The 15,877-nt window shown below is 32.1% G+C and carries 14 protein-coding genes; 1 reads left to right on the forward strand and 13 read right to left on the reverse strand.

Going from position 1 to position 15,877, the window contains the following annotated elements:
• Nucleotides 1-29: 29 nt before the first annotated feature.
• The 13 genes from ACT53I_RS06885 to polA form a co-directional block, all read right to left on the reverse strand.
• Complete coding sequence (locus tag ACT53I_RS06885; RefSeq protein WP_476079018.1) at nucleotides 30-1,280, reverse strand: DEAD/DEAH box helicase; 1,251 nt, start codon at nucleotides 1,278-1,280, stop codon at nucleotides 30-32.
• Nucleotides 1,281-1,474: 194 nt separating this feature from the next.
• Nucleotides 1,475-2,086: a porin family protein gene (locus tag ACT53I_RS06890; protein ID WP_476079019.1), complete on the reverse strand. Its 612-nt coding sequence runs from the start codon at nucleotides 2,084-2,086 to the stop codon at nucleotides 1,475-1,477.
• 14 nt (nucleotides 2,087-2,100) lie between these two features.
• On the reverse strand, nucleotides 2,101-3,084 hold the full coding sequence (obgE, locus tag ACT53I_RS06895; protein WP_476079020.1) for a GTPase ObgE: 984 nt from the start codon (nucleotides 3,082-3,084) through the stop codon (nucleotides 2,101-2,103).
• Between the two features lie 86 nt (nucleotides 3,085-3,170).
• Complete coding sequence (locus tag ACT53I_RS06900) at nucleotides 3,171-3,749, reverse strand: adenylate kinase (protein WP_476079021.1); 579 nt, start codon at nucleotides 3,747-3,749, stop codon at nucleotides 3,171-3,173.
• Between the two features lie 91 nt (nucleotides 3,750-3,840).
• Nucleotides 3,841-4,395, reverse strand: coding sequence for a phosphoribosyltransferase (locus tag ACT53I_RS06905; protein WP_461377633.1), 555 nt, complete (start codon nucleotides 4,393-4,395; stop codon nucleotides 3,841-3,843).
• A 244-nt stretch (nucleotides 4,396-4,639) separates the two neighbouring features.
• Entirely contained in the window at nucleotides 4,640-6,124 is a 1,485-nt protein-coding gene (locus ACT53I_RS06910; protein WP_476079022.1) for a lipopolysaccharide biosynthesis protein, read from the reverse strand.
• A 20-nt stretch (nucleotides 6,125-6,144) separates the two neighbouring features.
• Nucleotides 6,145-6,939: an FkbM family methyltransferase gene (locus ACT53I_RS06915; protein ID WP_476079023.1), complete on the reverse strand. Its 795-nt coding sequence runs from the start codon at nucleotides 6,937-6,939 to the stop codon at nucleotides 6,145-6,147.
• Nucleotides 6,940-6,946: 7 nt separating this feature from the next.
• A complete protein-coding gene (locus ACT53I_RS06920) occupies nucleotides 6,947-8,071 on the reverse strand; it encodes a hypothetical protein (protein WP_476079024.1) in 1,125 nt (374 codons plus the stop codon).
• Nucleotides 8,072-8,086: 15 nt separating this feature from the next.
• The gene (locus tag ACT53I_RS06925) at nucleotides 8,087-9,796 is read right to left on the reverse strand and encodes an amidohydrolase (RefSeq protein WP_476079025.1); all 1,710 of its coding nucleotides are present in this window, start codon (nucleotides 9,794-9,796) and stop codon (nucleotides 8,087-8,089) included.
• A 3-nt stretch (nucleotides 9,797-9,799) separates the two neighbouring features.
• Nucleotides 9,800-10,732 carry a glycosyltransferase family 2 protein gene (locus tag ACT53I_RS06930; protein WP_476079026.1) on the reverse strand — a complete coding sequence of 311 codons (933 nt, stop codon included), beginning with the start codon at nucleotides 10,730-10,732 and terminating at the stop codon, nucleotides 9,800-9,802.
• A gap of 3 nt (nucleotides 10,733-10,735) precedes the next feature.
• Complete coding sequence (locus ACT53I_RS06935) at nucleotides 10,736-11,005, reverse strand: YciI family protein (RefSeq protein WP_476079027.1); 270 nt, start codon at nucleotides 11,003-11,005, stop codon at nucleotides 10,736-10,738.
• A 38-nt stretch (nucleotides 11,006-11,043) separates the two neighbouring features.
• Nucleotides 11,044-11,319, reverse strand: a complete 276-nt coding sequence (locus ACT53I_RS06940; RefSeq protein ID WP_476079028.1) for a hypothetical protein — start codon at nucleotides 11,317-11,319, stop codon at nucleotides 11,044-11,046.
• A 257-nt stretch (nucleotides 11,320-11,576) separates the two neighbouring features.
• The gene (polA, locus tag ACT53I_RS06945) at nucleotides 11,577-14,420 is read right to left on the reverse strand and encodes a DNA polymerase I (RefSeq protein WP_476079029.1); all 2,844 of its coding nucleotides are present in this window, start codon (nucleotides 14,418-14,420) and stop codon (nucleotides 11,577-11,579) included.
• 314 nt (nucleotides 14,421-14,734) lie between these two features.
• On the opposite strand from polA, the gene ACT53I_RS06950 reads away from it, so the two are divergent.
• Nucleotides 14,735-15,877, forward strand: a complete 1,143-nt coding sequence (locus tag ACT53I_RS06950; RefSeq protein ID WP_476079030.1) for a leucine-rich repeat domain-containing protein — start codon at nucleotides 14,735-14,737, stop codon at nucleotides 15,875-15,877.

Consider the following 15,877-nt stretch of genomic DNA (forward strand, 5'->3'; position numbering starts at 1 on the left):
GCGGTCTTCATCTTTTAAAGTTAAAAATTCTATTTTTTTCTATAAAAAACCTTCTTTTTCGGTTTTTTAAAATTGATGTCTTCTTTTTTCTGAGGTTTTAGTTTAGGAACAAAAGGTTTATTGTTAGAATCTCTTTTTTGTTCAACTAATTTTTCAGGATGAAAAGGATGATCTTTTACAACAGGAATTTTCTTTCCAATGAGTTTCTCAGTGTTTCTTAAATTCACCAAATCTAATCCGTCAACAAACGAAATAGAAGTTCCTTCTGCTCCTGCTCTTCCCGTTCTACCAATTCGGTGAACGTAAGTTTCAGAAACGTCTGAAAGCTCGAAATTAATCACGTATTTTAAGTCGTCAATGTCAATTCCTCTTGCAGCAATGTCAGTGGCTACCAAAACTCTCGTTTTCTTATTTTTGAAATTACTTAAAGCGGTTTGTCTAGCGTTTTGAGATTTATTTCCATGAATCGCTTCAGCAGAAATATTGCTTTTATGGAGTTTTCTGGCGATTTTATCAGAACCGTGTTTTGTTCTGGCAAAAATCAATACTTGGTCTAACTTTTCGTCTTGAAGAATGTGTGTCAACAAATCTAATTTATCGTCTTTTTCCACAAAATAAATCGATTGATTAATCGTGTCAGCAGTTGAAGAAACAGGAGCAACTTCTACTTTTACAGGCTTATGAAGCATAGAATTCGCCAATTCCTGAATTTCTTTAGGAAAAGTCGCTGAGAAAAACAAAGTTTGTCTTTTTTGTGGAAGTAATTTTACCACTCTTTTCACATCGTGAACAAAACCCATATCAAGCATTCTATCTGCTTCGTCCAAAACAAAAATTTCTAAATTTTTAAGCGAAATAATACCTTGATTGATAAAATCGAGCAATCTTCCTGGAGTGGCTACCAAAATATCAACCCCTTTTTTCAGAGCTTGTTCTTGAGCACCTTGTTTTACGCCTCCAAAAATCACCAAAGTTTTCAGCGGCAAATGTCTTCCGTAAGCTTTGAAACTTTCTTCAATTTGAATCGCTAATTCTCTGGTTGGCGTAAGAATTAAAGCCTTAATTTGATGGTTTTTGGTGTTTTTATGATAAAGATTTTGCAAAATAGGAATGGCAAATGCTGCAGTTTTTCCTGTTCCTGTTTGAGCAGTTCCTAGTAAGTCTTTGCCTTCTAATAAATGTGGAATCGCTTGTGATTGAATAGGTGTTGGTTTTTCATAACCTTCTTGGGTAAGCGCATCAAGGATGGGCTTAATCAATTGTAAATCTGTAAATAACAAATGTTTAAATTTTAAAAATGTGTGCGGGCGAAGTATTTTACTTCAACATTTTTTGCTCAAAAAATCTGTGAAATATTTACAGAAATTTGAAAAAGCATTTTCTACTTTGGCTAAAGAATGCCGCGAATAATGGGACAAAGATAGTCTTTTAGAAATAAATGAAAAAAAGCGCTCAAAAATGAACGCTTTATTTTTTAGAATTTATATCCTAAACCTATTTGAGCCATTGCAATTTTTTTATCTAAACTAGAACTATTGACTTTAAAAAAATTAGAATTATATCTTGCATCAACAAAAAAATTTTTTGACAATTGATACTCGACATTTAACAACGGAAAAAGATTTAATGTTTTTATATCTTCTTGTGCAACACTTGATTCTATTGGGTTTGGAAAGAGATAATAATTTTCAATGGTAGGATTTAAGTTAATTCCAAAATTTAAACCTAAACCTAAAGAAAATTTCTCCACAATATAATATTTTGCAATTAGTGGAACTTGAATTTGAGGAAATTTGAAAGTAGCAGTTTCCGTTCCTTCTACAATAACTTGATCCCCTACAATTCTATATAATTCATAATTTTGTTTACCTCCAGGTTCTGTGTAAAGGATTTCACCTTGCAATGAGAATTTTTCATTAACTCTTTTTTCTACAAAACCACCAATATAAAAATAAGATTTGTTTTCAATTTGTTGGTCTCCGATTTTCAATCCAGATAATAAGTATCCACCTTTTACACCATAAGAAATTTGAGCAAAAGAAATTGTAAAAAGTAAAATGGTAATTGTGGTTATTAATTTTTTCATGTTTATATTATTTTTTACCCGTGTAATTTCTTCCAAATAACATCTTTCAGTTCTACCAAACCTTCTTGCGTAACACCTGAAAAGAAAAGCGGTTTCAGTTTTTCTGGAAACTCTGCGGAGATTTCTTTTTTCAATTCATCATCTAGCAAATCTGATTTAGAAATAGAAACGATAATGTCTTTATCTATCAATTCTGGATTATATTCTTCTAATTCTTTGTGTAGAATTTGATATTCTTTGTAATGATCTTCAGAATCAGAAGGAATCATAAAAAGCAAGATAGAGTTTCGCTCAATATGTCTTAAAAATCTGTGACCAAGACCTTTTCCTTCTGCAGCTCCTTCAATAATTCCGGGAATATCTGCCATTACAAAAGACTTGAAATTTCTGTATTCTACAATTCCTAAATTGGGAGTTAAAGTAGTAAAGGCATAATCTGCGATTTTTGGTTTTGCAGCAGAAACAGCAGCTAAAAGTGTAGATTTACCTGCATTCGGGAAACCAACTAAACCTACATCTGCCAATATTTTCAGTTCGAAAACCACATAACCTTCTTCGCCAGGCATTCCTGGTTGTGCATATCTTGGAGTTTGATTGGTAGAAGATTTGAAATGCTCATTTCCAAGACCTCCCATTCCTCCTTTCATGATGATTATTTCTTGTCCATCTTCCATGATTTCTCCAATAATCTCACCTTCTTCATTTTTGGCAATGGTACCAATAGGAACATTAATGTAAACATCTGCTCCATAAGCTCCAGTCAATTGGTTTTTGCCACCATTTTCGCCGCGTTCTGCCTTTACATGACGTGTATAACGAAGCGGAAGCAATGTCCATTCCTGAGCATTTCCTCTCATAATAACATGTCCTCCTCTTCCTCCATCGCCTCCATCAGGTCCACCTTTGGGAATGTATTTTTCTCTACGAAGGTGCGCAGAACCAGCACCACCGTGACCTGATTTACAATGTATTTTTACGTAATCTACAAAATTGCTCATGTTTTATAAGAATTTAGGGTTTAGGATTTAGGATTTAGTTTTTTTGAAATTTCAATGCTATTTCCTAAATCCTATTACCTAAAAATCTATTTTATTTTTTCTACTTCGGCAAAAAGTTTTTCAGAAATTTCCGAGATTTCTCCTACTCCATTAATTTCTACATATTTGCCTTGTTGTTTATACAGTTCTGCTACTTCAGCAGTTTTAGCATAATATTCTTCTATTCTGTGTCTGATGATTCCTTCTTCACTATCATCTACTCTGCCAGAAGTTTCACCTCTTTTTACTAATCTTTGCACTAAGATTTCGTCTTCTACAATAAGTGAAAGACATACAGAAATTTCTGAATGTAATTGTTCTCTTACAATTTGGTCTAAAACTTCAGTTTGGTAAGAAGTTCTTGGAAAACCATCGAAAATGAAACCATTAGCTTCTGTAGGTTTTTTAAGCTCATCTACTAACATATTGATGGTTACTTGGTCTGGAACCAATTCTCCTTTGTCAATATAATATTTAGCCAATTTTCCTAATTCCGTATCATTTTTCATGTTAAAACGGAACAAATCACCTGTGGAAATTTGCTTTAGGTTAAATTTTTCAATTAGGTTTTGTGCTTGGGTTCCTTTACCACTTCCTGGAGGACCGAATAGAACGATGTTTATCATTTTTTAGATTTGAGATTTAAGATTTGAGATTTGATATTTTATAAATTTTCAAATTCAAATGTTAAACAAATATTTTGGGGGTTGTTTTCTATTAGTGATTTATTCTACCATCTTCTAATTGGTACAAATCTGGTAAGTTTCTTCCTAATTCATCATAATCTAATCCATAACCCAACACGAATTTATTAGGAATTTCTTTGGCTACATAATGTATTTTGAAATCTTTTTTATAGACTTCTGGTTTAAGTAAAAGTGTTGCCACTTTTAGAGATTTTGGTCTCTGTGTATTTTCGAAATAATTGTATAAACTTTCGATGGTATTTCCTGTATCTACAATATCTTCCATTAAGATAATGTGTCTTCCTTCTACTTCTTTAGTCAAGTCCATTTTCTTGTAAACAATCCCTGTAGATTGTGTTCCTGAATAAGAAGACATTTGGATAAATGCCAATTCGCATTTCCCCGGATAATACTTTAGAAAATCAGAAAAAAACATGATTACACCATTTAAAACCCCGATAAAAACAGGCGTTTCATCTTTGTAATCTTCGTAAACTTTTTCTGCAAGATTTTTTACGATTTCTTGAAGTTCGTCGTGCTTTAGGTAAGGCACGAAAGATTTGTCGTGAATTTGTATGCTTTCCATAACTTGTTGTAAGTCGCAAATTTACAGAAATTTTAGGAATTTTGGAGGGTAAATTTGGTTAAAAGGTATATATTTCTGCAATAGGGATAGAAGTGAAAATCCTTTTATTTTTCTTTGACAAATGGAAAAATAAAAGATTGTAACGAATAGCCCGACTTTTTCTTGCTTTGGCAAAAGTAGAGGCAGAAAAAGATTGCCCTATATATTTACGATTTTAGATTTGGGATTTTAGATTTGGGATTTTTTAAAACTTAAAAAGTGACTTTAGAAAATCTTTGGTTAAAAACTTATCTAAAGGATAAATTCTCATAAAGTGATTCCCCACGAAGAAAATAATCAAAACCAAAGCTGGTTTATATACCAAATTCAAAAAACTATTTGAAAAATTAGGTAAAACAATGGCTACAGAAATAGCTAAAGTTGCTAAAATCACGCTGTACAACATCTCTATCGTAAAAGGAGAAACCTTGAATTGATAGTAGTTGAACGCAATTTTGGTCAAATTAAAAATCGTCAATGAAACGGCGTAAGAAATAGAAATTCCCAGAATTCCTAAACTGGTTTTATTGATGAAATAGAAGTTAAGACTCGTGGTAAGAACCGCCAAAAACAACATCACGTAAATATTAAATCGATAATATTTTGACATGGAAATAATGTGACTGTTAAAACCTGTTGCCAATTCGAACAACAGTGCAAAACCAATTACCCAAACCAACGGTTGCGCTTCCAGTAATAATTTTCCAGATTTTGGCATAAAATCCGTGAGGTAAGGATAACCAACTGCGATACAAGAAAATAGCACCAAACCTAGAAAAAACAAACTCAGTGAGGTTTTTTTATAATAAAAATCTAGGTCTTTAATCGTGTCATCAGCAAAATGTTTACTAATAATGGGCGCAGAAATATTATACAATCCCATTGAAGGAATGCTGATGAGTTGTACCACCGAAAAAACCGTGCTGTAAATTCCGTTTTCTTCGAAAGAAAGCTTTTCCCCAATCATATAATTGGAAATATTTAGCGCTAAAAAACTCCCTAAATTCCCTAAAAATCCATAGAAACTGTAATTCAAGATTTCTTTCCAAAGTTTATCTTTTTTGACAAAATCTGTACTGAAATCTGGAGCTAATTTTTCTAATTTATTGGCATACAACACATAACCAATCAATCCCAGCACAAAAACGCCTAAGAAAAATGCATAAGAGATTTTTTCGGAATTTCCTAAGAAAAAGAACAGACAAAACGCTCCAAGATTGGCTAATTTTGGGAAAATATTTTCAAAAATATTCGGAACAACGATTCTTTTGAAATTAGAAATATATCGGTTAAAAACTGCGGAAAGCGACATCACCAAAACCATTGGAAAAATCAATCGCTTCATATCCCACAACTCAGAATCTTCCTGAAATGAGGAAAAAATATAGAAAAATGCGAAAAATCCGAGTAAAAAAATCAAGAAATTAATCCCAACACCAACTAAAGAAAGGCTAAAAAGATTTTGATGTTTCCCTTCTTCTTTAGCTTTCCCAAAAAAGTAAACATTAGAATAACTCAACCCGAAAACCACAAAAGGAACCAACATTAAGGTAGCCGATAAAACGAAACGCAGTTTTCCGTAGAAAACCATATCAAACGGAAATATGAAAATAGCAGAAACAGTTCCCAGTAAAAAACCTAGGTATCCTATGATAGAATATTTAAAACTTTGTCTGGCTACTACGCTCATAAATCAGGTTAAGGCAAAGGTTAAGATTGAGGAATAAATATAATATTGTTAACGTAATTTTCGTAATCTTTTACAAAGATAACATTTTGAGATTTGATAAACTCTTCTGTCAGTCTTTTCAATTCAAAAGTATTTCTATCTAGATAATGCGCTTCGAAACCCCAATTTTCCACTTCTGAAATCATATTCCAAACAGGTTCTTGGTGATGGCGCTGCTCCATTTCTACCATTACCGTTGGTTTAAATTTCAAAATCGTTTCTTTCGCTCCCAAAAGTGTTTTCATCTCGTTACCTTCTACATCTATTTTGATAAAATCTACTTTTTCTAATTTTTGAATTGGGTTAAAATCATCTAGTTTTACCACTTTCACCTTTTGAATAATGGTTTTTTCTTCGTTTTCTTCTCTGAAATCCGTCTGCAAAGTTCCTCTGGAATTTACTTTTTCACCTTTCAAAATTGGAATTTTAAATTCTGCAACCGTATTTTCGTCTGACAAAGCCACCGAAAACAATTTAACTTTCGGAAATAACCTTTTTAATCTTCTGTTCAAAGATTTATTTGGTTCAAAAGCATAAATATTTTGAGGAAAAAGATGATATTCTAATTGATAAATAAAATGTCCCACATTTGCGCCAACATCAATAAAAACTGCATCTTTCGGAAGAAATTCTGTTAACCAAAGCAATTCTGGCTCTACTTTTCTGGAAATAATATTTTCACGGGAAAGTTGATTCTGTTTCTTAAAAAACCTCTGTTTGTACAACTGAGGAATGATATATTGTGACGCTTCTGTGAGAAGTTGATAGAATTTCATGAATGAATTATAAGAGTGCAAAAATAGTTTTTTCTAGTTTTTGTAAGACTTTTTCTTTGCTAAATTCTGAAAAATCTACATCTTTTTTGATAAATAGAAAATCTTCTAGACTTCCTTTTTCTGGAATAATAAAAGAATATTTTGAAGGATAATTTTCTGGAAAAACCGCCAACTTGCCGAATTTAACAGCATCGCCAATGTTTCCACTCATTTTGGTAAAGCCGTAAATTTCTTTTTGACTGAAAAATTCCGTTTCTTGTTGAATCGGACACCACAAAACATCTGCTTTTTGCATATAATCATCAAAAACATCTTGTGGAACCTTTTCTGTGAAATATTTTATTGAAATATTTTCTGGTTTTGATTGTTCAAAATCTTGAAGCATTTCTAACTCTTTTCCAGATGCTTTTCCTAGGAAAATGAATTGATAATGAGAGTTTTTTGTAAATCTTTTAATTTGATTCAAAACCTTTTCATAATCTCTTCTTTTCTGCGAAACCGCTCCTGGAATGACAATAGTATAAGTTTCATTTTTAGGTTTTTCAGAAAATTTGGTGTAAAAAATCGGTAAGAATGTAAAAGATTCTTCTGAACTTCGTTCGTAATCTTCATTTAAAGTTTCACTTTTTATTTGATTATGCTGAGCTTCATTCAGAATGACATTGCACTTCAATGTTTGATCTAAAACCAAAAGATTTTTCGCTTTTTTGTAAACATTCGATTTCCTCAACAAACCTTCTTTCAATAATAATTTTAATCGATATTGAAAATCTTCTTTGAAAACAGAACTCAACAAATCAAAGTTTGAAGCTTTCACGAAATTCAAATTATGACAAATAATCGAAGTATTGAATTTCTCTGCAATTTTCTCAAAAACATTGAAATAGCGATGAACTGTTCCGATGATAATGAGTTGATAGTTGTCGGTTGATAGTTGTTGGATAAGATTTTCTGGAGTTGCTTTTTTGATATTTTCAGGCAATTTATCATTCTGAGTGTAGCCGAAGAATCTCAGAATTTTCTCGCTGAAATAATAATCCACAGAAAATGCTTTGGAATCATTCATTAATTCCATAAAATTCAGCGCAATTTCTGCGTGAGTATCGAGTTCTATGTATGCGATTTTTTTCAATTCAGAATTCTAATTTTATTTTATCTGCGGATTTTTATTTTCTATTATCTTTGGTTTTTTAATATCAAGATAACCTGGCGCAGAATTTTCTATATCATAAATCAAATCTATAAAAACAATTTTTCCATCAACGAAAGTTTTTAAAACTTTCGTTTTCAAAATATCTTTCTCATCAATATTCATTAAATCTTGGTTCAAAATAATAAAATCCGCATTTTTCCCCACTTCCAAACTTCCTCTTTCTTTCTCTTGAAACACCGATTTTGCTGCCCAAATCGTCATTCCACGCAATGCTTGTTCTCTGGTTAAAGCATTTTCTTTCTGAAAACCATTTTCAGGATAATTCTGCGCATCTTTTCTAGCAACTGAAGCCAAAAATGTTTTAAATGGATTGATATCTTCCACAGGAAAATCTGTTCCCAAAGCAACCCAACCGTTTTGTTTCAACAAATCTTGATAAGCATACGCCGTTTTAATGCGTTCACTTCCCAATCTTTCTTCCGCCCAATACATGTCAGAAGTGGCGTGAGTTGGCTGAACAGACGGAACGATATTATACTCTCCAAAATACTGAAAATCAGCAGGATTTACAATTTGTGCGTGTTCTATTCTCCATCTTTTATCGTTTTTGCCTTTTAAAACATCACCATAAATTTTCAGAATTTCTCTATTCGCAGAATCACCAATCGCGTGAGTACACATCTGTAAATCACTCTTAACCAATTTTTTAGCTAAATTTTCAAAATGAGATTTTTCGCTCAATAGAAAACCTCTCCATTTTGGTTTATCATGATAATCACTTAGCAAACACGCACCTCTACTTCCCAAAGCTCCGTCTGCATAAACTTTAAAACCTCCAATTGTGATTTTTCCGTTCGTGTAGCGACCTTTTTTAGTCCATTTTTCGTAATAATCAGGATTGTCACTTAAAAGCGCAAAAACATTCATTTTTAAAACTTTCTGCTGTTGGGATTTTTCTAAAAGTGACAAAGTATGTTCAGAAATACCACAATCATGAAGAGAAGTTAAACCAAAAGCAAAGCATTCTTTTTGCAACTCCCCGAAATATTTGATTGCCAAATCATCTTCAATCTCGGGAATCACTTTTTCTACCAAATCCATGGCATTATCAACTAAAATTCCGGTTAATTTTCCGTTTTTCTGTTCAATATCTCCTCCTAAAACTTTAGTTTCGGTTGTAATTTTAGCCAAATCCAAGGCTTTCTGATTAGCGATTGCAGCGTGACCGTCAACTCTTTTTAGATAAACCGGACGATTAGGAAACAATTCATCTAGTTTTTCTTTGGTTGGATATTCTTTTACTGCCCAATCATTTTGATCCCAACCTCTTCCATACAACCAAAATTTAGGAGCTGTTTCGCTGTATTTTTTGATTTTTTCTACAATTTCTTCCCAAGATTTAGTTCCAACCAAATCACTTTTCCAACGGTCTGTTGCATAACCTGTAAAATGAGAATGCGCATCTATAAAACCTGGATAAACGGGCTTTCCTTGAGCATCAATTTTTTGAGTAGCAGAATAATTTTTTAGAATTTCTTTTCCTCCAATAGCTACAATTTTTCCTTTGGAAATCGCCATGACTTCAGCAATCTCAAAGTTTTGATTTACCGTATAAATTTTAGCATTGTAAACAATTAAATCTGCTTTTTTTTGTGCGGAAAACAATCCGAAGAATAGTAAAAAGAATATTTGTATATTTTTCATATCTTATGATTTCATAATTTTTTTAAACATTTCATTCCATCTCAAGTTTCTGATAAACGCGATTTCCTCTTGGCTTAAAACTCTAGAATTTTTCTGTTTCAAAAAAGATTTCATGGTGATAAAAAACTCAGAAATCGATTTATTCTTCAAAGAAGATTTTGCCGAAGAAATAGCAGCCAAAGGAAAATTAAGACCAATATTATAAAAATATTCTCCCAATTTCTGGGCTTGTTGAGATTTATATTTATAAGCAGTTGGGCGAAGATGTTTCACCCAAAGTTCTTGAAGTGTTACTGTTTCAAATCCGTGCATTTTACAAAGCATCACATCTATATTATCCCAACCAAGAACCGCTCTCAAACCATTCATTTTCTGGAAAACTTCTTTTCGGTAAGATTTTATAGGACCACGAACATGATTTTTGGAAGATAAGTTTTCGAAAGTCCATTCATTTTGGTGGGTAAAATCGTAAAGTTGTGAAGTTGTAAAATCTTTTTTGTCAGGCTGAGCGGAGTCGAAGCCTTTTTTAATGTAAACCAACCCAGAAACCATTCCTGCGTTTGGATTTTTCTCGTAAACTTCGTTGATTTTTTCTAAATAATTTTCAGGGAAAATAATATCAGCATCGAATTTACAAACCACATCGAAATTTTCTAAATTTTCGGTTTCTAAACCTTTATTAAAAGTTCTCACGACTTTTGCGCCGGGTTGATGTTCGGATTTTTCTAAATTTAAAACTTTGAAACTTAACGCTTCGACTCCGCTCAGCGTGACACTTTTAATGAAATCTTCTACAATTTCTTGGGTTTTATCGGTAGAACCATCGTTTACAATGACGCATTTAAAATCCTGAAACGTCTGATTTTTCAGAGATTCTAAACACAAAAGCATGTTTTCTTCTTCGTTGTGAGCGGGAATTATAATGAGAAACTTCATAGATTACATCAATTCATCGTGCCATTCTTTGATGGTAACTTTCGAAACCAAACCTGTAGTTACAAAAGGATCACCTTTTACAAATTCTTCTGCTGATTCTCTGTCGGTGAAAATCGCCATCGCTCCTTCTCCCGGAATTGCAAACGGACCAATTCCCAAGATTTTTCCTGCATTTACAAATTTGTCTTCATTTTCTTGATGCGCAGGAAAAACTTCCATCATTTTCTCCATAGTTATATCTGGCGCGGTTTCGTAAAGAACTACTGTTTTCATAATTATTGATTTGATGTTTATAAATTCAATTTAGTTTATTAAAAAGTAATCTTTTCTTTGATTAATTTAAAGATTTCATTCTTATTACCCTTTTTAAAGTAGAATACCGCTTCTTCAATAATATGTTCAAGGCTATCTTTATATTCTCCTATTAAATTAGGTTTAAAATGAAGAAATATTAATTCCGATATTTCATAATCAACGAAAGGCCCATAAGGATTACCCTTTTTTATTGAAATCAAAAGACTTTTAACTTCATCATTTGTATTAATTTTCAACCAACTTTCATTGTTAAAATTTTTAAAATATTTCATTTCTATTATTATTTCTATTTAAAATTTTAGCACAGTTTTGTATAATTTTTTCTTAAAGTTTGGAATGAATTCCAACGCTCAAATATGTATCGTTCCTACGGAACTTCCTTTCAAAATCTACATTTTTTCTACAAACCTTTTGCTTCTAAGAAGCACAATTTTTAAAATAAATTTTGATTTTTTAGAAAAGCAAACTCTCCAACTCTACCACTCTCTAATTCTCTAATTCTCTAACTCTACCATTCTCCCACTCAAAATCAATGCGCTTCCAACCAATTTTCACCCACGCCAACTTCCACCAATAAAGGAACTTCAGTTTTGTAGGCATTTTCCATATTTTCTTTAATCAGTTTTTTAGCGGTTTCCACTTCGTTTTCTGGTGCTTCAAAAACCAATTCGTCATGCACTTGCAAGAGCATTTTGGTTTTCAGATGTTCCTGTTCCAGAACTTCCTGAATTTTAATCATCGCCAATTTGATAATATCTGCAGCAGAACCTTGAATCGGAGCATTTACCGCATTTCTTTCGGCGTGACCTTTTACCACAAAATTATTAGAATTGATGTCTTGCAAATGGCGTTTTCTGCCCAAAATTGTTTCTACATATCCTAATTTTCTGGCTTTCGCAACCTGTTCTGCCATGAATTCTTTCAATTTCGGATAGGTTTCGTAGTAAGAATCGATGAGTTGTTTTGCTTCCGTTCGTGAAAGTCCAGTTTGCTCTGCCAAAGCAAAAGCACCTTGACCATAAATAATCCCAAAATTAACAGTTTTAGCTTGTGAACGCTGTGTTTTGGTCACTTCTTCGATTGGGATTTTAAATAATTTTGCCGCAGTAGAAGCGTGAATATCTTCGCCATTTTGGAAGGCTTTAATCATATTTTCTTCGCCAGAAATTTCTGCAATCAAGCGCAATTCTATCTGAGAATAATCGGCAGAAATAAGTTTGTTTCCTTCATCTGCCACGAAAGCTCCACGAATTTGTTGACCACGCAAAGTTCTAATCGGAATGTTCTGTAAATTCGGGTTTAGAGAAGCCAATCTTCCTGTAGCAGCCGTAGTTTGCGAGAAATTGGTATGTACTCTTTTCGTGTCTTTATCAATCTGATTCGGCAATGCATCTACATACGTTGACTTCAATTTTTGGTAGGTTCTGTATTCTAAAATGTATTGTATAATTTCATGTTTAGAAGCCAATTTCTGCAAAATATCTTCCGAAGTAGCGTATTGACCAGTTTTGGTCTTTTTCGCTTTCGGGTCTAATTTTAACTTTTCGAATAAAATTTCACCGAGTTGTTTCGGAGAATTCATGTTAAATTCTTCGCCACAGAGTTCAAAAATTTTGGTTTCAAGGTTTTTCAAGTCGTTTTCTAAATCCTTGCTTTCTTGAATCAACCAATTTTCGTCTAAAGAAATTCCCGCAAATTCCATTTTAGCTAAAACGCGCATTAATGGCATTTCGATGTGGTAAAACAAATCTTCTACTCCTTCTTTTTTCAGTTGAGGCGCAAAAATTTCATAGAGTTGAAACGTTACATCTGCATCTTCCGCAGCGTAACTCGTTTGTTCTTCCAGCGAAACATCACGCAAAGTTCCTTGGTTCTTGCCCTTTTTGCCAATCAAACTTTCAATAGAAACAGGTTTATAATTGAGGTAAATCTCTGAAAGATAATCCATTCCGTGTCTTCCGTCTGGATTTAGAAGATAATGGGCAATCATGGTGTCAAAAATCGCTCCTTCTACTTCTACACAGTAATGTTTCAGAACTTTATAATCGAACTTAAGATTGTGAGCGATTTTTAAAATTTCTTTTTTCTCAAAAAACGGACGGAAAATTTCTAACGTTTTATTTGCTTCTTCTTGGTTTTCAGAAATCGGAATGTAATAAGCCAATCCTTTTCTGTAACAGAAACTCATCCCGATAAGTTCGGTTTCCATTTCATTAAGCGAAGTGGTTTCTGTATCAAAACAAACTACTTTTTGAGCCAAAAGATTTTTGACTAAAATTTTCTGAGCTTTTTCGGTATCGATATATTGATAAATTTTATCTGTAGTTTCGATATTGAGCGTAGTAGAAGTGGATTGTTCTAACGCTTCGAAATCTGCAAAAAGGTCTAATTGTAGAGCATTCTGCTTTCCGCTTTCCGCTTTCTGCGAAACTGGTTTTGAATCACTTTCATTCGCTGATTGCTGATTGCTGATTGCTGATTGCTCATGATGAAATGCTCTGTACAGATTTTCATACAATCTTCTGAATTCTATTTCGTCAAAAATCTCACGAACTTTTTCGAAATCTGGAATATCTAAATCGTATTGCTCTTGGTGAAATTCAACGGGAACATCACAAATAATAGTTGCCAATTTTTTAGACAAAATCCCTCTTTCTGCAGAGTTTTCTACTTTTTCTTTCAGTTTTCCTTTCAGTTGAGAAGTGTTTGCCAAAAGATTTTCTATACTGCCAAATTCTTTCAAAAATTTCATGGCAGTTTTTTCGCCCACTCCTTCTAATCCTGGAATATTATCCACAGCATCTCCCATCATTGCTAGAAAATCGATGACTTGTTTTGGGTCTTCAATTTCGTATTTGGCTTTTACTTCTTCCACGCCTAAAATTTCTACATCGCCACCTTTTAAACCCGGTTTGTAGATTTTAATTTTATCGGTAACCAACTGCGCAAAATCCTTATCTGGCGTTACCATAAACGTGGTGTAATTTTCTTTTTCGGCTTTATTGGCAATGGTTCCTATCACATCATCTGCTTCATAACCTTCTACTCCCAAAATTGGAATATGCATGGCTTCTAAAATTCTGTGAATGTATGGAACTGCGTTTTTAATCGCTTCTGGAGTGTCACTTCTGTTGGCTTTGTATTCTGTAAAATCTGCGGTTCTCACATTTTCTTTTCCTACATCAAAAACCACAGCCAAATGTGTAGGTTTTTCTCTTCTAATCAACTCAATTAATGAATTGGTAAATCCAAAAATAGCAGACGTATCAAAACCTTTAGATGTTAATCTAGGATTTCTAATCAGGGCGTAATAACCGCGGAAAATCATCGCATAAGCATCGATGAGAAAAAGTCTTTTGTCAGAATTTGTCATAAAACAAAGGTAATAAAAAGAGCCAAGTAAAAAGAACCAAGTTATTTTTTTTTGGAGTAGAAATTAGAAGAAGGAAGTTTTTAATTTTTAGTTTGAATGTGATTGATTATTTAGTAAATTTGGTAATTAAAAACGAAATCCCGAGTGGACAAACCGGCTCGGAATTTCTATTTTAGTGAGGATGCCGTAGCAAATATGTATACCCTGCATTCCTACTCGGTTGTATTTTCATACAAAACAGTTTAGCCATATTTTGTTATTTAAACTCCCTTCCCTCCAAAAGGAAGTACAAAACTAATAAATTAAAAGAAATAATGATAATAAATTTATCTAATAAAAACATAACTAAATTAGATTTATCAAATCAAAATTTAAAAGCATTTCCTAAAGAAATTTTTGAATTAAAAAATTTAAGAAAGTTAAATTTATCAAATAATCAGATTAAAGAGATTCCAAAAGAAATTGAGAATTTAAAACTTCTTAACACCCTTGATCTATCAAACAATAAAATTTCTGGTTTATATTCAAATTTTTTTAATTTGAAATTTTTAAAAATATTAAACTTTAACAATAATAAAATTAAAATTTTACCAAGGCAAATATCTAATTTAAAACTACTAACAAATTTATATTTATCAAATAATCTCATTAAAGAATTACCATCAGAATTTTATGAATTAAAAAAATTAAAAGAACTGGATATTAGTAGAAATGAGATAAAAAGTATTTCTGAAAAAATTGGTAATCTAACTGAATTAAAAAAACTTTGGTTAAACAATCTAGATATTGTTAATTTTCCAGCAGATAAAATAAAATCACTCCCAAACTTGGCTTCACTATACTGTTTTAGTTCTCAAAATATAAATATACAAAACAAAACGTATTTTGATTTAACAAAAATAAAAGGAAATTCTTTAGGCAAATTAAAATTAAATGAAACTCATAAAGAAATCCTTAAAGAAGTAAATGATAATATACTTGAATTAAATATAAATTTGGAACCAAAAATTTTTATTAGTTATTCTCACCAAGACAATCATTGGTTAAATAGAATTCAAACCCATTTAAGAGTTCTAAAAAATCATTTAAATCTAGATTTTGATTTATGGGATGATGAAAGATTAACAACTGGTGATGATTGGGAAAAAGAAATAAAAGAAGCAATAAATGAAGCTGATATAGCAATACTTATTATTTCTACAGATTTTTTAGCTTCAGATTTTATTACAAAAAAAGAAATTCCACCTATTTTAGAAAACGCAGAAAAGAAAGGCGTTAAAATAATGCCAATAGTTGTTGAACATTGTTATTTTGAAATTTCTGAAATATCCAAATTTCAATCTGTTAATCCTCCAAATAAACCATTAAGTTCATTATCAAAATCTGATTCTGAACTATATTTAATTAAATTTGTCAAGGATATAGGAAATATTCTGCTAAAAAATTCAAGTAAATAA

This window comes from Cloacibacterium sp. DMC96 (assembly GCF_056313765.1).